The 20,118-nt window shown below is 35.7% G+C and carries 15 protein-coding genes; 10 read left to right on the forward strand and 5 right to left on the reverse strand.

What is annotated here, in order from left to right:
- Window positions 1-156: 156 nt before the first annotated feature.
- From FcAc13_RS04215 to pntA, 3 genes are all read right to left on the reverse strand, one after another.
- Entirely contained in the window at window positions 157-1,080 is a 924-nt protein-coding gene (locus FcAc13_RS04215) for an L-lactate dehydrogenase (RefSeq protein WP_187754960.1), read from the reverse strand.
- 357 nt (window positions 1,081-1,437) lie between these two features.
- Entirely contained in the window at window positions 1,438-2,862 is a 1,425-nt protein-coding gene (gene pntB / locus FcAc13_RS04220) for a Re/Si-specific NAD(P)(+) transhydrogenase subunit beta (protein WP_187754961.1), read from the reverse strand.
- A gap of 2 nt (window positions 2,863-2,864) precedes the next feature.
- Window positions 2,865-4,421: a Re/Si-specific NAD(P)(+) transhydrogenase subunit alpha gene (gene pntA / locus FcAc13_RS04225; RefSeq protein ID WP_187754962.1), complete on the reverse strand. Its 1,557-nt coding sequence runs from the start codon at window positions 4,419-4,421 to the stop codon at window positions 2,865-2,867.
- A 434-nt stretch (window positions 4,422-4,855) separates the two neighbouring features.
- On the opposite strand from pntA, the gene FcAc13_RS04230 reads away from it, so the two are divergent.
- The 7 genes from FcAc13_RS04230 to cysZ all read left to right on the forward strand — a co-directional run bounded on the left by FcAc13_RS04230 (window position 4,856) and on the right by cysZ (window position 11,630).
- Complete coding sequence (locus FcAc13_RS04230) at window positions 4,856-5,605, forward strand: Nif3-like dinuclear metal center hexameric protein (protein ID WP_187754963.1); 750 nt, start codon at window positions 4,856-4,858, stop codon at window positions 5,603-5,605.
- Window positions 5,606-5,815: 210 nt separating this feature from the next.
- The gene (gene dapA, locus FcAc13_RS04235) at window positions 5,816-6,694 is read left to right on the forward strand and encodes a 4-hydroxy-tetrahydrodipicolinate synthase (RefSeq protein WP_187754964.1); all 879 of its coding nucleotides are present in this window, start codon (window positions 5,816-5,818) and stop codon (window positions 6,692-6,694) included.
- A gap of 28 nt (window positions 6,695-6,722) precedes the next feature.
- Window positions 6,723-7,364, forward strand: coding sequence for an outer membrane protein assembly factor BamC (gene bamC / locus FcAc13_RS04240; protein ID WP_187754965.1), 642 nt, complete (start codon window positions 6,723-6,725; stop codon window positions 7,362-7,364).
- Between the two features lie 169 nt (window positions 7,365-7,533).
- Window positions 7,534-8,244, forward strand: a complete 711-nt coding sequence (gene purC / locus FcAc13_RS04245; RefSeq protein ID WP_187754966.1) for a phosphoribosylaminoimidazolesuccinocarboxamide synthase — start codon at window positions 7,534-7,536, stop codon at window positions 8,242-8,244.
- A gap of 181 nt (window positions 8,245-8,425) precedes the next feature.
- Window positions 8,426-8,878, forward strand: coding sequence for a DUF441 family protein (locus tag FcAc13_RS04250; protein ID WP_187755089.1), 453 nt, complete (start codon window positions 8,426-8,428; stop codon window positions 8,876-8,878).
- 9 nt (window positions 8,879-8,887) lie between these two features.
- The gene (locus tag FcAc13_RS04255) at window positions 8,888-10,906 is read left to right on the forward strand and encodes a tRNA(Met) cytidine acetyltransferase TmcA domain-containing protein (protein ID WP_187754967.1); all 2,019 of its coding nucleotides are present in this window, start codon (window positions 8,888-8,890) and stop codon (window positions 10,904-10,906) included.
- Window positions 10,899-11,630, forward strand: coding sequence for a sulfate transporter CysZ (gene cysZ / locus FcAc13_RS04260; protein ID WP_187754968.1), 732 nt, complete (start codon window positions 10,899-10,901; stop codon window positions 11,628-11,630). Before FcAc13_RS04255 ends, cysZ begins: the two co-directional genes overlap by 8 nt.
- Before the next feature lie 306 nt (window positions 11,631-11,936).
- On the opposite strand, the gene mmuM is transcribed toward cysZ, so the two are convergent.
- Both mmuM and mmuP read right to left on the reverse strand, forming a co-directional pair.
- Window positions 11,937-12,872 carry a homocysteine S-methyltransferase gene (gene mmuM / locus FcAc13_RS04265; RefSeq protein ID WP_187754969.1) on the reverse strand — a complete coding sequence of 312 codons (936 nt, stop codon included), beginning with the start codon at window positions 12,870-12,872 and terminating at the stop codon, window positions 11,937-11,939.
- The gene (mmuP, locus tag FcAc13_RS04270; RefSeq protein ID WP_187754970.1) at window positions 12,859-14,289 is read right to left on the reverse strand and encodes an S-methylmethionine permease; all 1,431 of its coding nucleotides are present in this window, start codon (window positions 14,287-14,289) and stop codon (window positions 12,859-12,861) included. Before mmuP ends, mmuM begins: the two co-directional genes overlap by 14 nt.
- Window positions 14,290-14,499: 210 nt before the next feature.
- Here mmuP and FcAc13_RS04275 point away from each other — a divergent pair, with 210 nt between their 5' ends.
- From FcAc13_RS04275 to FcAc13_RS04285, 3 genes are all read left to right on the forward strand, one after another.
- On the forward strand, window positions 14,500-15,414 hold the full coding sequence (locus FcAc13_RS04275) for a metallophosphoesterase (RefSeq protein WP_187754971.1): 915 nt from the start codon (window positions 14,500-14,502) through the stop codon (window positions 15,412-15,414).
- 217 nt (window positions 15,415-15,631) lie between these two features.
- Complete coding sequence (locus tag FcAc13_RS04280; protein WP_187754972.1) at window positions 15,632-19,084, forward strand: pyruvate carboxylase; 3,453 nt, start codon at window positions 15,632-15,634, stop codon at window positions 19,082-19,084.
- Between the two features lie 423 nt (window positions 19,085-19,507).
- Window positions 19,508-20,104 carry a cell division protein ZapC gene (locus tag FcAc13_RS04285; RefSeq protein WP_187754973.1) on the forward strand — a complete coding sequence of 199 codons (597 nt, stop codon included), beginning with the start codon at window positions 19,508-19,510 and terminating at the stop codon, window positions 20,102-20,104.
- Window positions 20,105-20,118: the final 14 nt, after the last annotated feature.

Raw genomic sequence — 20,118 nt, forward strand, 5'->3', positions numbered from 1 at the left:
TCAGAGCTTATAGAAATTAACATTTATTAAAACTAATCATCGTTAGTCTTATTTTAAGCGGTTTTTTATCTATTTGGTGGAAAAAACGTGCATTTTATTATTGCACGTTAAATCTTTTTTCATTAATGCGGAATACATTATAACCAATTTTTGTCGTTATTTTGGTAGATGCGTAATATAATTTTTTATGATATTAATACTGTTGTCGAACAGTTTTTGTTCCTGACTATTGAAATCAAGTGTAATAATTTTTTTTATCCCATGTTGATCTAGTATTGCCGGTACACCGATTGCCACATCATGATAACCATATTCACCATCAAGGATACAAGATAAAGCAAGCGCTCGGTGACTATTGGTCATGATATGTTGGCAAATTTCAGCAATCGTACTGCCAATACCATATTCGGTACAATGTTTACAGTTAACAATTTCAAACCCCATTTTACGTGCTTTATCGCCAATTAATTCAAAATTGAGTTGTGTTTTATTCAGTTGATTAAGTTGAATACCATAAAGTGAGGAATGAGACCAAACCGGAAATTGAGAATCGCCATGTTCACCGACAATAAACGCGTCAATGCTTTGTGGGCCGATATCCATTGATTCTCCTAGTAAACGGCGTAATCGTACAGTATCTAGCCATACCCCTGTACCTAAAATGCGATGTTTAGGTAACCCAGATAATTTCCAAACATAGTATGTAATCGCATCACATGGATTAGTCGCAATAAGAAAAATGCCTTTAAAACCATTTTTCATCATTCCGGGAACTATATTGGCAACAATCTTAGATGTGCCAATAAGCTCTTCGGCACGACTTTTTTGAGCGAGACCAGAAGTAACACATATAATAGCAATATCAATATCAGCACAATCATTGGCTTCGCGAAGCGAAATTTTCACCATATTTTGTCGATATGCGGCTGCATCTAATAAGTCTTGTTGATGCCCATATACCAATTCTTTATTAAGATCTACGAGTGCTATTTCTTCACAAAAACCACGATTAACCAATGTATAAGCGGTGGTGGAACCAACATTGCCAACGCCAATAATCATAATTTTACGTAATTTCATTTCATCTCCCATATCTATTTGAAATATAATGATATTATATTAATGCTATTTTTTTATTTAAGGTAGAACAATTTTTTTGGGCACTTTGTGATTAATTTTCTTATTACTTGAGTTATAAAAAGGGCTGAATAATGAGAAAAAATTAAGTGTTTCGCTTTTAGTTAATTTATTTTTAAATGGATAGATTTATTGGATCGAGCTGCAAAATGCTAGTATTAGCTGACTGTGACATGCGCCAGATAACATAACTTGACAAACTATATTAACCGGTTTTTTGTTGTTCAACGGTAGTTTATTTAAGTCTGATAAATAAAAAACTCGCCATTTGGCGAGTTTTACGTATTTTAACAGTGATACTTAGATGTCTTGTAATACTTTCTCAACACTTGCCTTAGCATCGCCAAATAACATGTAACTATTTTCTTTAAAAAATAATGGGTTTTGCACGCCGGCATAACCAGTATTCATGGAACGTTTAGATATAATTACTGTTTTCGCTTTCCAAACTTCAAGTACTGGCATTCCAGCAATCGGACTGCTAGGATCTTCAGAGGCTGCTGGGTTAACGGTATCATTAGCACCAATAACCCAAACGACGTCGGTATCAGGGAAATCGTCATTGATTTCATCCATTTCTAAAACGATATCATAAGGTACTTTAGCTTCAGCGAGTAATACATTCATATGACCAGGTAACCGACCAGCTACAGGGTGAATACCAAATCGAACTTCAATCCCCATGCCACGTAATTTTTCAGTAATACTACTTACAGCACTCTGTGCTTGTGCAACAGCCATTCCATATCCAGGAACAATGATAACTGAACGCGCTTCTTTTAGCGCTTGAGCAACATCAATCGGTTGCATTTCACGATATTCGCCCATTTCTTCTTCAGTGCTTGCTGCTTTACCATCAGATCCAAAACCACCCGCTATGACGCTGATAAATGAACGATTCATTGCTTTACACATAATGTAAGAGAGAATTGCTCCTGATGAACCGACTAATGCACCTGTAACAATTAATAAATCATTATCAAGCATAAAGCCGGCTGCAGCAGCGGCCCAACCTGAATATGAATTTAGCATTGAAATCACGACAGGCATATCAGCGCCACCGATTGAAGCAACTAAATGAACACCAAAAGCTAAAGCGATTAATGTCATAATGATTAAACAAAACGATGCAAAGGCTGTATTATCATGAAAATTTAGGAACATAGTCATTAAAAGAACTGAGAACAGTATTGCACCTAAATTTAAATAATGCTTATAAGGTAATGACAACGGTTTAGAACTGATGCGACCATTAAGTTTGCCGAAAGCGATAATTGAGCCAGAAAATGTTACTGCACCAATAAATACACCAACAAAAATTTCTATTAAATGAACCATGAGCTCATTATTAGTATTAGTCTCAACTAGATTTTTTAATAGTTCATGCGATGAAAATTGTTCACTGTCAAGGTAACTGTTAAAACCGACTAATACCGCAGCCATACCAACAAAACTATGAAGTAATGCAACGAGTTCTGGCATTTGAGTCATTTCCACTTTTTTGGCTAAAATGATGCCAATTGCACCGCCGATTATTATGGCTATGATTACCCATCCGATACCACTATTTAAACTTCCTATCGTCGCAATTAAGGCAATGCTCATACCGATTATGCCGTAAATATTGCCAGATCTAGCTGTTTCTTGTTTAGATAAGCCACTTAAACTAAAAATAAATAGTAGTGCTGCAATAACGTAAGCGGCTTGAATAATTCCTGAATTCATGTTTATTCTCCTTTAGCTTTGCTATTGTTACCGCCACGTTGAAACATTTTTAGCATACGGTGGGTGACAAAAAATCCGCCAAAAATATTGATACTAGCAATCAAGATGGCAATTGTAGCAAGGAAAATGATAAACCCATTACTAGCTGTGACTTGTAATATTGCACCGACCATAATAATACCTGAGATGGCATTAGTTACTGACATTAATGGAGTATGTAGTGAATGTGTCACATTCCATACTACGTAATAGCCAACAACACACGATAAAGCAAATACGGTGAAATGCGATAAGAAACTTTTCGGTACTGCTGAAGCAATCCAAAAGAATAACAATATCGCAAATGCTAAAATACTAAAACGTAATGCAGGCGACATAGGTTTCGCTTCAGGCTTGACAACCGGTTTAGCCGCTGGTTTTTGCGGTTGCGCTGATACCTGAATCGGCGGTGCCGGCCAAGTAATTTCTTGGTCTTTCACTACAGTAACACCACGAATGACGACATCTTCAAAGTTAATATCGATCTCACCGTTTTTTTCTTTGGCAAGTAATTTCAATAAATTAACAATGTTTGTACCGTATAATTGTGACGCTTGTGCCGGCATGCGGTTAGCCAAATCAGTGTAACCGATAATTTTGACTTTATTTTCGGTTTCATAAACTTCGCCTGGGTGAGTTAGCTCGCAGTTACCACCGGTTAAAGCAGCTAAATCAACAATAACACTTCCTGGCTTCATTGATGCAACCATTTCTTTAGAGATCAATTTTGGCGCTGGTTTTCCAGGAATTAAAGCGGTTGTAATAATAATATCTACATCTTTCGCTTGAGCAGCAAAAAGCGCCATTTCTGCTTCAATAAATGCCGCTGACATTTGTTTGGCATAGCCATCGCCACTGCCAGCTTCTTCTTGGAAATCAAGTTCTAAAAATTCCGCACCCATACTTTGGATTTGTTCGGCTACTTCAGGACGAGTATCAAATGCGCGGACAATGGCACCAAGACTAACTGCGGCTCCAATTGCAGCCAGACCAGCAACACCGGCTCCAATGACTAATATTTTAGCTGGTGGAACTTTACCTGCAGCCGTGACTTGGCCAGTGAAAAAACGACCAAATTGATTAGCTGCTTCGATGACAGCACGATATCCAGAAATATTGGACATAGAACTTAATGCATCAAGTGATTGGGCGCGTGAAATCCGTGGTACACAATCCATCGCCATAACCGTAATATTTTTCGCGGCTAGTTTTTCTAGGAGTTCTTTATGTTGTGCGGGATAGATATAGCTGATTAACGTTGCTCCTTCTTTAATAAGGGCAATTTCCTCATCAGTAGGCGCATGTAATTTAAGTATTAAGTCATTTTGCCAAATATCATGCGTAGTTTGGATCGAAGCTCCAGCATCAATAAAGGCTTCATCTGCAAAGTTAGCGATTTGACCAGCACCTTGTTCTACCGAAACGGTAAAGCCAAGTTTTAGCAATTGACCTACAGTTTGAGGTGTAGCTGCTAATCGACCTTCGTTCGGTAACCGCTCTTTGGGGATACCTATATGCATTGTATAGTCCTTATGGTTATGTGAAGTTAGTAATGTTTATTAAGGGAATATAACATTACGATGTTCAGTAAAAAGATTTTGCCGATAAATTTAACACGTTAGTCAATTAAAATCTATTTATCAGTCTGAGTAAAATCCTAATTATGAATCAGATTGATTAATTTACAAACATTTATAAATAACAATTATTTCTCAACCTGAGACATAATTTTAAATTGTGAATTGTTATTTAATGGCCTGATTATAAAAATAAATTATTAAATTTTTATAGTGTTTGTTATTAATCTAGAAGAGTTAAAAAGTCGTTTTAATATGTTATAAATAGCAAAAAATTAAGTTATAAATTATCTTTAATTAAAGATGAGTTAATTCGTGAAAACATCTATAATCCGTCGTAAATAATGTACATCTAATTAATTATTATTGGAGTAAGCATGCTTAATTATACTTTAGAACAGAATCTTAATGATTTTTTACAAACTTCTATCTATCGAGATTTTGCTCCAAATGGATTACAAGTAGAAGGTCGAGCCCAAATTAAAAAGATAGTGACAGGGGTAACGGCTTGTCAACGTTTATTGGATGCTGCTGTTGAACTAGATGCTGATGCGGTTTTAGTGCATCATGGTTTTTTTTGGAAAAATGAACCCGTTACAATTACCGGAATGAAATATCGTCGTCTTAGGACATTATTACAACATAATATTAATTTATTTGGTTACCATCTTCCTTTAGATGGTCATCCTTTACTTGGTAATAATGTTTTACTTGGTCATTTATTAGGTATTGATATAGAAGAACGAATATCAATTACTGATTTATTATTTAAAGGTCAGTTGCTCAAACCACAAACTGCTTTAGCGTTTAAAGATACCATTGCAAGCAAATTAGAACATTCAGTATTGCATTGCGGTGATAATGCCCCAGAAATTATAAACCGGGTTGCTTGGTGTTGTGGTGGCGGACAAGATTTTATTGAACAGGCTGCTTTGCAAGGTTGTGATGCTTTTATTACAGGTGAGGTTTCTGAACGAACAATTCATATTGCTCGTGAATATGGGATTAATTTTTATGCTGCAGGCCATCATGCAACAGAACGTTACGGGATTAAAGCATTAGGTCAATGGTTGGCGGAGGAATATGGATTTGAATCTACATTTATTGATATTGATAACCCAGCATAAATAATTAACCGTATATCATATTTAAAAGTAAATAAGGTAGAAATTTTGGACAGTCAAATAATAAATAAAAATAATATGATTTATAAAATTGTTACAATTAATTATTTCCTATATAAAGCACGGCGGTTAAGTTGAATTTCGTTGGAAAATGCCCCATACTGTGGCAAAAATTTTCCTATCATCAAATATAATTACAATCGAGGTTATGTTATGTTTACAGGCAGTATTGTAGCGCTAGTTACGCCAATGGATGTTAAAGGCAATGTAGACAAAGTAAGCCTAAATAAATTAGTTGAATACCATATACAAAATGGCACCTCCGCAATTGTTTCAGTCGGAACCACCGGCGAATCTGCGACTTTAGATCATAAAGAACATATTGATGTGATTAAACAAACCATTGAATTTGCAAATGGACGGATTAAGGTTATTGCTGGTACAGGCTCAAATGCCACGGCAGAGGCCATTTCACTGACTAGACAAGTTGAAACACTCGGGGTTGCTGGTTGCCTTACTGTTACGCCTTACTATAATAAACCGACTCAAGAAGGTTTATACCAACATTTCAAGGCTATTGCGGAAAATACCGGATTACCGCAAATTCTTTATAATGTTCCAGGTCGTACAGGTTGTGATCTAAAACCCGAGACAGTGGCAAGATTAGCTAAAATAAATAATATTGTCGCGTTGAAGGATGCAACTGGCGATTTAAGTCGTGTATATACGACACGTAAATTAGTTGGCGAAGACTTTAAATTACTTAGTGGTGATGATAATACCTTTGTGGACTTTATGTTGTTGGGGGGAGACGGTGTTATCTCAGTGACGGCCAATATCGCAGCTAAAGAAATTGCCAATATTTGCCAGCTAGTGAAAAAAGGGCATGTTCAAGAAGCTAGAGAAATTAATGAAAATTTAGTGAAACTACATTCCACATTATTTATTGAATCTAATCCTATTCCCATTAAATGGGCTTGTGAAAAATTAGGACTTATTCAAAATGCCACGATGCGTTTACCTTTAACACCACTAAGTAATAATGCTATACCAGAGCTTGAAAAAGCGTTAAAATTAGCCAAATTAGTTTAAAATCATTTTGGAATTAAAGTTGAAAAATATGTTTAAACAATCATTAGTATTATCAGCAATCTTATCCTTATTAATTGTTGGTTGTAGTTCCGATGATCGATTTCAACGTGAAGTTGATGGAAATGAAGATTATCTGAGTACCCCTGAAATAAGGCCTTTAATTGTTCCAAATGGAATGAAAGTTCCTCAGCCAATCCCTGATTTTTTTATTAATAAGTCCGCTTCAGAAGGTATGGTTGGTCACAACGTTGATATACGTCCACCTGTTTTGCCATTAGCTATTGTGCCAGATAGTTCTGCGACTTACCAAACAGGTGAGGTTTTAGTTGATTTGCCTGAATATGTTGGCTTTTGGGCTCAGATTCCGGCAATGTTGACTCATCATAATATTGCGATTGAACAGAATGATAATCAAACTATTAAAACAGGCTCACGGTTTATAACACAGGGTGATAAAACTGGATCGATTGAAGCAAGGTATTTATTACAACGTCATGTTACTTTTGGTAGAGAATATATCAAGATTCAACTCATTTCATTAAAGCAAAACGGGCAGGATATTTCTGCTGATGTTTTAGAAAGTCAACGTTACACCGTTGATTTTTATAACATGTTAGTAAATGATTTACCATCTTCTACTATGACTTCTAAAACAGAAGCAGAAAATTAAAATAAGGAGCAGCAATGCTCCTTAATTATATCTAGAGCAGTTTGCTTATTTTGGCTTTAACTCCGGGCATTTTAATAAATTACTTTGAAATGCAGGACATAATTAATAAATAACAAAATGTTTTGTTAATGACACGATTCTTTTAATCGATTAAATACTGGATTTGAAAATGAAAAAAATAACAGAGCTTTATCGCGGAAAGGCAAAAACTGTCTATACTACTGAAAATCCTGATTTTCTGATTCTTGAATTTAGGAATGATACGTCAGCTTTTGATGGTCAACGTATTGAACAGTTTGATCGTAAAGGAATGATCAATAATAAGTTTAATTATTTTATTATGACCCAATTAGCGCAAGCTGGCATTCCAACACAAGTTGAAAAGTTAGTTTCTGATACTGAAATTTTGGTTAAGAAATTAACGATGATTCCGGTTGAATGTGTAGTTCGTAACCGTGCTGCTGGTTCTTTAGTTAGGCGTTTAGGTGTTAAAGAGGGTGAAATTTTGAATCCACCAACCTTTGAATTATTTTTAAAAAATGACGCCTTACATGATCCAATGGTTAATGAGTATCACTGTCGAGCTTTTGGTTGGGCGACGGAACAACAATTAAATCGAATGAAGGAACTTAGTTTCAAAATTAATACCATCTTGACTGATTTATTTGCTAAATCAGGTTTGATTCTTGTCGATTATAAATTAGAGTTTGGTTTATTTAATGGGGAAATTGTGCTTGGCGATGAATTTTCGCCGGATGGTTGTCGACTCTGGGAAAATGATACCATGAAAAAAATGGATAAAGACCGTTTTCGTCAAGGTTTAGGTGGAGTGATTGAGGCCTATGAAGAAGTTGCTCATCGTATTGGTGTGCCTCTTTAGTTTTGTAATAAATTAATAAAAATCCATTCATTAATAGTGCAGTAAGAACTGCACTAAGTTAAAATAACCCTCATTAATTGTATATAATTATTCACGCTTACTAAAAATAATCTAAATTATATCCGTGTGTTAATTTTATTTTTTATTGTTTAGTTCACTTTAGGTAAATCTTGCTGCGATGATGACTCAATTTGATATCACATTTTTTATTCTATTAGCATTAGCTGGTCTTTGTTATGTAACACATAATAACACTGTTACTTTTGCTGTTTTATTGTTACTCCTTTTTAAATTAACACCTTTATCGGCTTATTTTCCAATTTTAAATCAGTATGGTTTAACAGTTGGCATAATTATGCTGACTGCTGCCATGATGGTACCTTTAGCTGATGGCTCAATTGGTATTAAAGAGATTTTAAAATCATTCGTTACTTGGCAATCCTTGTTAGCCATTGTGGTTGGAATTTTGGTGTCATGGCTTGGCTCTCGAGGAATTACATTGATGAAACTTGATCCGACTATTGTTAATGGTCTAATTGTTGGCACATTAATCGGCGTAGCCTTTTTTAAAGGAGTACCTGTAGGGCCGTTGATCGCGGCAGGTGTACTCTCGTTGATGTTAGGAAAAGGGTAGATTGATATTATGAAGGATAATTTTCGTCATTTAATTGTGATACAAGGTGATGAAAATCGAATACAACAACAGTTAATGACGATTTGTCAAAAAATTGTCGATGATTGGGTTATTATCACGGAACACCCCGAACTTGCCAAACTATCTTTTAATAGCCTGCATCCGAAAGAGGCAAAACAACTTTTGGGTAGAGAGTTCACTCATGCTATTTTTGATGCCCGACAAATGTTTAATTTAGATGCTTTTGCTGTTTTAAGTGGCACATTAACTGCTGGCAGCATTTTGCTGTTATTATTACCCCATCATTGGTATCATTGGTTGGATCAAGATAGTTTACGCTGGAATGATGATGTGAAACCAAAATCAGTACCGCATTTTGTAAGTCATTTATTGCACTCAATTAGTTATCATCATCAAAGCTATCCAAGTCATTGTCATTTGTTGACAGATAAGCAGTTACAAAGCCCACAAGGATTAATCGGTATAATTAAAGCTAATCAGTTCAAGCATAATGTTTTGGGGGAATTTGCTAATAATACTGAACAAAGCGACATACTACATCAACTATTAAGTAATGCTGACGATATAGCATTATTAACCGCTAAAAGAGGTCGTGGTAAATCGGCGTTAGCTGGTATGTTCTGTCATCATCGTCGATGTTGGGTTACTGCACCTAATAAAAACGCTGTAACAACATTGCTGAAATTCGCGCCAGATGAGACGATCTTTTTTGCACCAGATGAACTTATTTTACATCTTAATTATTCAACTGATCGCCCAGACTGGCTAGTCATTGATGAGGCAGCAATGATTCCGTTACCGCTGCTATATCAATTATTAAATCAGTCTTATCGCATTTTGTTAACCTCTACGATTGATGGTTATGAAGGTACTGGACAAGGGCTATTATTAAAGTTATTTAAACAAATAAGTAAAACTAAACTTACTCATCATTATCGGTTGTATAACCCCATAAGATGGGCTCATAATGATCCTTTAGAAATCTTTACTGATCAGCTTATTGTCGCGGATCAATATAAAGCCAGTCATACTGTCACGAATGATGAAGTAATGATAAAACCATTACCACAAGCTCAGTTAGTAAGTTCATCTGAGTTATTGGCGCAATATTTTGGTTTACTTAAGAGTGCGCATTACCGTACAACGTTGCTTGACTTACGTCGCATTCTTGATGCCAATCATCTTCATTTATATGTTGCGATGTTAGCTCACAATATTATTGGTGCATTAGTAGTGATAGAAGAGGGAGGATTAACTGATGTATTAGTAGAAGATATTATTCGAGGTTTTCGCCGACCACGAGGTAATTTGGTGGCGCAGTCGTTAGTTGCCCACGCAGGTGAACGACAGGCCGCGGTATGCAAGTCTTTGCGGATTAATCGCATTGCCTTAGCGGAAAATCATCGTCAGCAGGGGATTGGAACACAAATGATAAAGCATCTTATTCAAGATCCCCAAACAAATTCTTATGATTACTTGTCAGTTAGTTTTGCTTATGCGTCAGATGTTGCTAATTTTTGGTTAAAATTAGGTTTTAGCATAGTTCATATCGGTACTCATAAGGAAGCCAGTAGTGGTAGTTATGCTGTTATGGCGATGTATCCTATCACTGACAGAGCAAAACAACTCCAGAAAAGAATGTGTCAGCGTTTAGCGCGTAATTGGTATTGGCTAAAAAATCGCATTAATCAGCCAATCTCAATTATGATAAATCATGCTCAACAATTGACACGGGACGATAAACTTGAATTAACATTATTTGCCACAACATTATACGCTTATTCGGCAAGCTTTGCGGTATTATCGCGTTTAGCTAATCAGATTAAATCTCATAATAATATTAAAATCAGACAGTCGGCACCAATATTATTAGCATTGTATTCTTCGGCATTTAATGAACAAAGTGTCGGCAAACAATATAGTATTTCTGGTAAACGTGAATTAATTAAATTACTGCGACAAGAAGTTCAAGCGCTATTAAATTTTCAGGAACTATTTAATGACTAATAAACATTGTTTTCACTATTTTTTACAGGGCTATTCACTCATTCAGATGCCAGGTATTCGTCGCTATGTTATCTTACCCATGTTAGCCAACATAATTATTATGTCCCTGATGTTCTATTGGTTTTTTGCTAAAATATCTTCTTGGATAGATTTTGGTTTCGCTTTTTTACCTGATTGGTTGCACTGGTTAAGCTATATCATGACCCTAGTTGTAGTTGTGACAATGGCTGTCTTTTTTTGTTATTTCTTTAGTACAGTTACTAATTTTATTGCCGCGCCTTTTAATGGATTATTAGCAGAACATGTCGAAGCAATATTGACTGGTTTACCAGCACCAGAAACGACTTTTTGGGATATTATTAAAGATATTCCCCGTATTATGAAACGGGAAATACAAAAATTAATCTATTATTTAATATGGGCTATTCCATTACTTTTAACCTATTTTATTCCCCTATTTGGTCAAACTATTACGCCGATTATTTGGTTTATTTTTACCGCATGGATGGTTAATATTCAATATGCTGATTATGCTTTTGATAATCATAAGATAAGTTTTAATCAAATGAAGGTGCTGCTCAGTCAAGACAAACTCGATAATGTGGCATTTGGTTCATTAATTAGCTTTTTCACTATGATTCCGTTATTAAATTTAGTTATCATGCCGATTGCTGTGTGCGGTTCCACTGCTATGTGGGTTGATCGTTATCGAGATCAAATTTGAATCACTTTAACGCATTTTTTGATTTTTATCAGCTTAATTATTTTATTGATTAAAAAAGTGTTAATAAATCGGTTACTGGAAATTTGATGATTATGATAGCCTAAAATTATCTAAAGAGGCTGAGTTTTGATAATGGAAAATAGTTCGATAATTTGTTTATATCTATCGCAGATATTACGCCATATTTTAATTGAATTTACGATCAATATATTTCCTGAGATGTTGATATGACGCACAAACTGAATTATGAAATGGACATTATAATAATTTGATAAAACATAATTCAGTGTTGCTGAAATTTTTTTATTATCGATTTAGTTCCTCGACTAACCGGCGAATATCTTCAGGTGTCGTGCGGCAGCATCCACCAATCAACTTAGCCCCATTTTCTTGCCATTCTCTTACTTGGTTACTTAACGTAAGATGATGATCGTTAACTGACCAAGTTTTGGTATTAGCATCATATAGCTCGCCAGAGTTAGGATAAACAACTAATGGTTTAGCAGTGAACTGATTAAATGTTTTTAATGCACTCGTAACTTTGTCTAAAGCGATACAGTTTACTCCCATGAAAATGACTTGATCGATAGTGTTTAACCACTCGATGACGTGTTTTAATGGCGTGCCATCGCTTAAATGTTGACTATCTTTCAAAGTAAATGAAACCCAGCAAGGCATCGTTGGGTATTGTTTAATAATGTCAATTAACACTTTGATTTCTGTGAAAGATGGCATTGTTTCACAAGCCAAAATATCAACGCCAGCTTCAATTAAAGTGTTGATTCGATCAATATGAAAAAGGGTCATTTCTTGATCACTTAACGCATAGTTACCGGTATATTCGGAACCGTCAGCTAAATAAGCGCCATATGGTCCGACCGAACCAGCAATGACTAATGGTCTTGATGTAGCGTGTTGTTGTAAATAAATTGTTTTAGCGCGTTGCGCTAAAATTACACTTCTTTTGATTAATTCGATCGCCTCTAATGGTGATAGACCACGTTTTGCAAATCCCAAAGGTGTTGCTTGATAACTTGCCGTTATTGCGCAATCGGCACCAGCGTTAAAGTAATCATAATGAACAGCACTTATTAGGTGAGGTTGCTCAATTAATATTTTAGCTGACCAGAGTGCATCATTAAGATCACATCCGCGATTTTGCAATTCAGTGGCAAGAGCGCCATCGATGACGGCATAGCCCTTATGATCGATTTGCCATTGAAAAGGATTAATCATCTGCATTAGTTTTTTCCTTCGATTTTTTATAGTTATTCGTAATTTGGTAAGCAATATAACAGGCAATTACAAAAGGGATGCCACAATAAAGTGCAATGCGTTGCTCGGGATCAAATGCCAGTCCAATACATGCAATTAAGCACATTATAGCGCCGAGAATAGGTACATAAGGATAAAAAGGCGCTTTGTATTTTAAAGCGGATAATGGTTTACCTGAACGAATATAGTCACGCCTAAAAAAGAAATGTGAGGCACAGATACTCAACCATACGGCTACAACAGCAAATCCAGAAATAGCATTCAATGCGACAAATACTGTGTTAGGTGCGACAAAGCTGGTAAATAATGCAAACAATCCGCCAATCATACTTATACTTAGAGCGATAATTGGTACACCATTTTTTGATAGTTTAGTAAAATAGCTGGGTAAAATACCTTGATTCGATAATGACCATAACATTCTTCCTGACGCATATAGACCAGAATTGGCTGCCGACAAAATTGCCGTTAGAATGACAAAGTTCAAAATATCAGCAGCATAGGGTAGGCCGATATTATCAAAAACTTGCACAAAAGGGCTCTCTATGACACCGGCCTGGTTCATCGGTAATAACGCAGATAAAACGATCACCGTACCGATAAAAAAAATGATTAATCGTATAATTGTGGTTTTTATTGCTAAAGGAATGGTTTTTTCAGGATTAACCGTTTCACCGGCAGCAATACCGATTAATTCAGTACCAGAGAAAGAAAAATTAACGGCAACCATGGTCATGATAATCGGAATAATACCATTTGGAAACCAACCAGAACTGGTTAGATTAGTGAAGAAGGGGGCGGATGAACCGTCTTTCATCGGTATAAAGCCAAAAATGGTTGCCGTCCCTGCAACAATAAATATAATAATTGTTAAGACTTTGATCAATGAAAACCAGAATTCACTTTCCGCAAAAAAGCGAGTGGTAATGATATTTAAAGTAAAAATCACACAGCAAAAAAATAGGCACCATATCCAATCTTCAATACCGGGAAACCAATGCCGCATACACATAGCAGCCCCAGTAAAACTAGAACCTAATGCCACAGTCCAGGTTAACCAATATAACCACGCTACAGTATAACCCGTGGCAGGACTAATATAACGGCTGGCATAAGTATGAAATGCCCCAGTTTCAGGCATAGAAACTGCCAATTCACCAAGACATAACATAACTAAGTATACCACTAAGGCACCAATTAAATAAGCGAGAACAGTGCCAGCTGGACCAGCTTCGCTAATAATATAGCCGGTATTGAAAAACAGACCAGTACCAATCACACCGCCCAGTGATAACATCACTAAATGGCGTGTTTTCATGGTGCGCTGAAAATGGTTCTGTGATTGCTTTTGATCGGGGGTTTGTGATTTTTGATAGTTTTCCATTATGATACCCACACAACTAAAATGTTTATTATATTAACAACATCCACTAATAAAACAAAATGAATTTAACGAGTTATAATAAGTCCTGAACTGAAATGTAAGCAGTAGTTGTATTTTGTCCTAAATCACGTTAATTTGTTCTATGTTTACTCAATAAACACCGATCGAATGATTTTAAATGCTTAATTTATTGAATTAGAGGAATCTAGAATGGTATTTGATATTGTTAGTGATATTCATGGACAGGTCAAAAAATTACAATATTTATTAGCAAAATTAGGTTATTGTCAATCTGATCAAGGTTATTGCCATACTGAATATAAAATGATTTTCGTTGGTGATCTTATTGATCGAGGTGACTACCAATTAGAAACCTTAAATTTAGTTAAGGATATGGTTGATAATCAAAATGCCTATGTCATTATGGGTAACCATGAGTTTAATGCCATTGGATGGGTAACACCTGATCAACAACAACCAGGTGATTTTTTACGAGAACATAATGTAACACATCGTAAACAACACCAAATATTTCTCAAACAATTACAGGAAAATAGCCATCAGCATATCTATTGGATTAACTGGTTTAAATCACTACCACTATTTTTGGACTTAGAACAGATACGGGTAATTCATGCATGTTGGGATAATTATATTATTGACCAAATCAAACCTTATCTTAATGAAAAAAATTGTTTGTTAGCTTCTGTTTTTCAAAATGCATTTAATAAACAGCATCCTTTATATGATTATTGTGAAATCTTATTAAAAGGCAAAGAAATTACCTTACCTGATGGTGTATATTACTCAGATAAAGAAGGTACGAGACGACATAAATCACGTATCAAATGGTGGTTGGAAACAGCGCAAACGTTGCAACAACTTTGTTTGCTTCCAGATGATGAAAAAATTGCTGAATTGGGATTGAAAATTAATTTTCAATCAGAAGGTTATCATGATACTAAACCAGTTTTTTTTGGGCATTATTGGTTAAGCGGAAAACCGATTGTCCAGACTCCTAAATTGGCATGTGTTGATTATTCTGCAGCGTTACCGAATGGTAAATTAGTCGCTTATCGTTGGCAAGGCGAATCTAGCTTAATTAGTGAGCATTTTATCTATTAAAATTTATTCTCTTCTTATAGCTCAATAACCTTAACAACAATAACCGTTTTTTATGTTATTGAGTACATTTATTACTTTGAGTAATACCTTTATAGAACTGATTGTCTAATAAACGTGCATTACGTATACTCTAAAATATTGTTTAAATTTATCGCAAGTTATGCATTTGCTTGTGTTACCCTTCTAATCATTTATCGAAAATAACAATAGAGGTCATATGAAAGAGATTCGCAGTATTTTAGTCGCTAATCGCAGTGAAATTGCGATCCGTATTTTTCGAGCTGCTTATGAATTAGGTATTCGTACCGTAGGTATTTTTTCGTTTGAAGATCGGCTGGCATTGCATCGTTTAAAAGCTGATGAATCTTATTTGGTTGGTAAAGGTAAAAAACCAATCGAAGCTTATTTAGATATTGACGATATTATTCGTATTGCTAAGGAAGCTAACGTTGATGCTATTCATCCTGGCTATGGGTTTTTGTCAGAAAATCCCGATTTTGCTGATGCCTGTGAAAAAGCGGGCATTGCTTTTATTGGACCGAAAGGCGATGTAATGCGTAATCTTGGTAATAAAATTGCTGCTCGCCATATGGCTGAAGTGGCTAATGTTCCTGTGGTACCAGCCACAGGGGCATTACCAGAAGATATTGATCAAGTCAAAAAAATGGCCAATGCCATTGGTTATCCATTTATGCTTAAAGCAAGTTGGGGCGGTGGTGGTCGAGGGATGCGTATTGTCGAAAATGAATCAGAACTTGAACCGGCTATCAATGTTGCTCGTCGAGAAGCCAAAGCAGCATTTGGCAATGATGAGGTATTTTTAGAAAAATTAGTTCGCCGAGCACGTCATGTTGAAGTACAAGTTTTGGCAGATACTCACGGTAATACCGTTCATCTGTTTGAACGTGATTGTACGGTACAAAGACGAAATCAGAAGGTCGTCGAAAGAGCTCCAGCACCCTATTTTAATGCCGAACAACGTGAAGCATTATGTCAGGCAGCATTACGATTAGTGAAAGCCGCGAATTATACCCATGCGGGGACTGTTGAGTTTTTATATGATGTTGATGAAGCTAAATTTTATTTTATCGAAGTCAATCCACGTATTCAGGTTGAACATACCGTTACGGAAGAAGTTACGGGTATTGATATTGTGAAAGCGCAAATTCGCATTACTGAAGGTTACCAAATTGGTGATGAAAAAAGTTATGTTCCTAAGCAAGAGAATATTCAACTGCATGGGCATGCCTTACAGTGTCGAGTGACCACTGAGAATCCGGAAAATCATTTCACGCCTGATTATGGGCGGATTTCAGTATATCGCAGTGCTTCGGGTAACGGCATCCGCTTGGATGCGGGAACTGCCTACACCGGTGCTGTGATTTCACCTTATTATGATTCACTATTAGTTAAAGTGACAGCTAAAGGGCGAAGTGTTGAAGAAGCTACCTCAACGATGGCAAGAGCCCTACGTGAGTTTCGGATTCGAGGTTTGGCAAGTAATTTACTCTTTTTACAAAATGTTATTTTGCACCCTTCATTTAATAAGGGGGATTACACAACCCGCTTTATTGATTCAACACCGGAATTATTTAAATTTAACAAGCCTCAAGATCGTGCATCAAAGTTATTGGCATTCTTTGGAGAAGTTGCTGTTAATGGTAATCCGGAAATGAAAGGTCGTACGCTACCAAAACTACCTTTAGGTTTGCCAACATTACCACACGTCAAATTAGATTATAACATCCCAAAAGGTTCACGGGATCGCTTACAAATGCTAGGAATTAATGGCTTTATTGATTGGATTAAAAGTAATCCCAAGGCTCTAATTACAGATACTTCGATGCGTGATGCTCATCAGTCTTTATTTGCAACACGTATGCGTAGCTATGATATGTTAGCTATTGCTCCCTATTATGCGCGCATGCTACCAGAATTATTTTCCATAGAGTGTTGGGGGGGAGCAACGTTTGATACTGCTATGCGATTTTTAAAAGAAGATCCTTGGGAACGTTTAGTTCAATTACGTAAGGCAATACCTAATACGCTATTACAAATGTTATTACGTTCATCAAATGCTGTAGGCTATACTAATTATGCCGATAATGTAGTGACATTTTTTGTTAAGCAAGCGGCTGAAAATGGAATTGATCTTTTCCGTGTATTCGATTCGTTGAATTGGGTTGACAATATGCGTGTTGCTATCGATGCGGTACTAGATTCTGGCAAACTATGTGAAGGGACTATTTGTTATACTGGTGATATATTTGATCCAAATAGAGCGAAATATAATTTAAATTATTATGTAAAATTGGCAAAGCAATTAGAGCAAGCCGGTGTGCATATGTTAGGTATCAAAGATATGTCAGGAGTATGTCGCCCTGAAGCTGCAAAAACGCTTGTAAAAACCTTAAAAGAAGAAGTTGCCATGCCAATACATTTTCATACACATGATACAAGTGGAATTGCCGCTTCATCAGTTTTCTCAGCGTTGGAAGCCGGTTGCGATATTGTTGATGCTGCAATGGATGCTTTAAGTGGCATGACATCACAACCAAATTTAGGTTCAATTGTTGCTGCATTGGAACATACCCAACGTGATACTGGATTAAATCGTGAGTCATTATTAGAAATCTCCAACTATTGGGAAGGTGTGCGCGCATTATATAAACCGTTCGATGTAAATATTGCCGGAACTTCGGATGTTTATAATCATGAAATGCCAGGGGGACAATATACCAACCTACGAGAACAAGCTCGAGCAATGGGGCTTGCAGAACGTTGGCCTGAAGTTGCCAAAGCTTATCGTGATGTCAATACTTTGTTTGGCGATATTGTTAAGGTAACACCAACCTCTAAAGTTGTTGGTGATTTGGCAATTTATATGGTTGTTAATAATCTTACAAGTGCTGATGTTGCTAATTCTGAACATGAAATTGATTTTCCTGCTTCTGTCGTATCGATGATGAGAGGTGAGTTAGGTTTTCCACCAGATGGTTTTCCAACAGCAATCCAAAATCGTATATTAAAAGGTGAAAAACCAATTAATGGTCGAATTGGCGCCTTTTTACCTGCAGTCGATTTAGAAAAGGTTCGGTTAGAATTAGCCAATTTATTAGATAAACCAGTAATAGAAATTGATGATAAACAATTAGCTGCTTATTTGATGTACCCGAAAGTTTATTTAGATTATCAAGCTTATATTCGTTGTTATGGCGATGTATCAAAGATTCCAACCAACCACTTTTTCTATGGTTTACAAAATCAAGAAGAAGTCGATATCGAAATTGAAAAAGGTAAAGTGATTGTTATTCGTCGCATTGGTAAGGCTGAAAGTGATGAGTCAGATAAAGTAAAAGTATTATTTGAAATGAATGGTCAGCCTAGAACTGTTTCAGTTCCATTAGCTGGTCGCCAACAGCAAGCAAATACCAGACTTAAAGCAGAAATCGGTAATATCAGCCATGTGGCTGCACCAATGCCAGGTATGATCGCATTATTGATGGTGAAATCTGGACAAAAAGTCCTGAAAGGCGAAGCGTTATTATCGATTGAAGCAATGAAAATGGAAACGACAATTACTGCAGAGTGTGATGGGGTGGTTAAAAATGTTTATATAAAACCAGGTAGTGTGATTGAGACTAATGATTTATTAATTGAAATTGCCTAGCTGAAAACAATAATACAAGCTTAATAGCCGTTCGTAACCGATCGGCTGTTTTTTTACTGATCAATTAATTTAAATCAACACGTTAAACATTTCGATCATTATTAAATTCCCATAGTGGGTTAAGATTTATTCATGTTAAAAAACGTACTAAACGCTGATTTATTAATTTTACTACGTCTTGCCATTATAAATATGTGTGATAATTCTATTTCTTAAAAAAATTGAAATCCATACTACATGATGGCTGTAGTTAGCTGATACTTTTTAGATTTTTATGTTTACCAAATTTATAAACAAATTTTTGCGAAAACAATATTAATTGTTTAAAATTATATAGTTAGAAAAAAATGTTTTAGTTTTTAGTTTATTTTTTGTTAGTTTTTTGTTATATTGCCAATGGCAGAATATATCATTGGATATCATATGACAAATAAATTTATAGTAAGACCTGGCGATAACTGGCGCTGGTATTTCGATAAAAAATACGATTGTTTAATGTTAGAAATATCACATGATATGGTATTTCGTTCGCGTTTTTCATCGAAGACTTTGGCTCCGGATGCGTTTAAAACTACTCGTTTTTCAGTTAATGATACGAGTGCTTATTATCATTTTTATGAAAGTTGTATGGGATTAAATTTAAGCGAACCACAAAAAGTCGAATTAATCCTTAATGCCATAGTAGCACGTAATTTTTTAAAACCTCAAATGCCTAAAAGTTGGTATTTTGTGCAACAACCTATGCAATTTACACCACGCTTTGCCGAATTAATTGAAGCACAAGTTCAAGATAGTGGTCAACGTATTAATCTCTTGGTTGTTGAGATAGGGGAATATGCATCATTATGTTTAATTGCTGAAACGAGTGTTTGTATGGCCGGTAAGCAATTTAATATGGCTGATGCAGTTAAGGTAATGAATGATCGCCTATGTAGTAAAAATCCTGTTGTTGATAATTCTCAAGATCCAGAGGATGAAGAACAAACTATCCGCGATTTGCTTTATCAGTTTTGTTCTTAAATAAGTATTTTTTA

This window comes from Frischella japonica (assembly GCF_014489845.1).
GTDB classification, from domain to species: domain Bacteria; phylum Pseudomonadota; class Gammaproteobacteria; order Enterobacterales; family Orbaceae; genus Frischella; species Frischella japonica.

Coding starts and splice junctions, on each gene's coding strand:
- FcAc13_RS04215 (WP_187754960.1), bottom strand. CDS start 1,080: ATGAAATTACGTAAAATTATGATTATTGGCGTTGGCAATGTTGGTTCC.
- cysZ (WP_187754968.1), top strand. CDS start 10,899: ATGACTAATAAACATTGTTTTCACTATTTTTTACAGGGCTATTCACTC.
- pntA (WP_187754962.1), bottom strand. CDS start 4,421: ATGCATATAGGTATCCCCAAAGAGCGGTTACCGAACGAAGGTCGATTA.
- FcAc13_RS04285 (WP_187754973.1), top strand. CDS start 19,508: ATGACAAATAAATTTATAGTAAGACCTGGCGATAACTGGCGCTGGTAT.
- purC (WP_187754966.1), top strand. CDS start 7,534: ATGAAAAAAATAACAGAGCTTTATCGCGGAAAGGCAAAAACTGTCTAT.
- FcAc13_RS04250 (WP_187755089.1), top strand. CDS start 8,426: ATGACTCAATTTGATATCACATTTTTTATTCTATTAGCATTAGCTGGT.
- bamC (WP_187754965.1), top strand. CDS start 6,723: ATGTTTAAACAATCATTAGTATTATCAGCAATCTTATCCTTATTAATT.
- FcAc13_RS04280 (WP_187754972.1), top strand. CDS start 15,632: ATGAAAGAGATTCGCAGTATTTTAGTCGCTAATCGCAGTGAAATTGCG.
- FcAc13_RS04275 (WP_187754971.1), top strand. CDS start 14,500: ATGGTATTTGATATTGTTAGTGATATTCATGGACAGGTCAAAAAATTA.
- pntB (WP_187754961.1), bottom strand. CDS start 2,862: ATGAATTCAGGAATTATTCAAGCCGCTTACGTTATTGCAGCACTACTA.
- FcAc13_RS04230 (WP_187754963.1), top strand. CDS start 4,856: ATGCTTAATTATACTTTAGAACAGAATCTTAATGATTTTTTACAAACT.
- dapA (WP_187754964.1), top strand. CDS start 5,816: ATGTTTACAGGCAGTATTGTAGCGCTAGTTACGCCAATGGATGTTAAA.
- mmuP (WP_187754970.1), bottom strand. CDS start 14,289: ATGGAAAACTATCAAAAATCACAAACCCCCGATCAAAAGCAATCACAG.
- FcAc13_RS04255 (WP_187754967.1), top strand. CDS start 8,888: ATGAAGGATAATTTTCGTCATTTAATTGTGATACAAGGTGATGAAAAT.
- mmuM (WP_187754969.1), bottom strand. CDS start 12,872: ATGCAGATGATTAATCCTTTTCAATGGCAAATCGATCATAAGGGCTAT.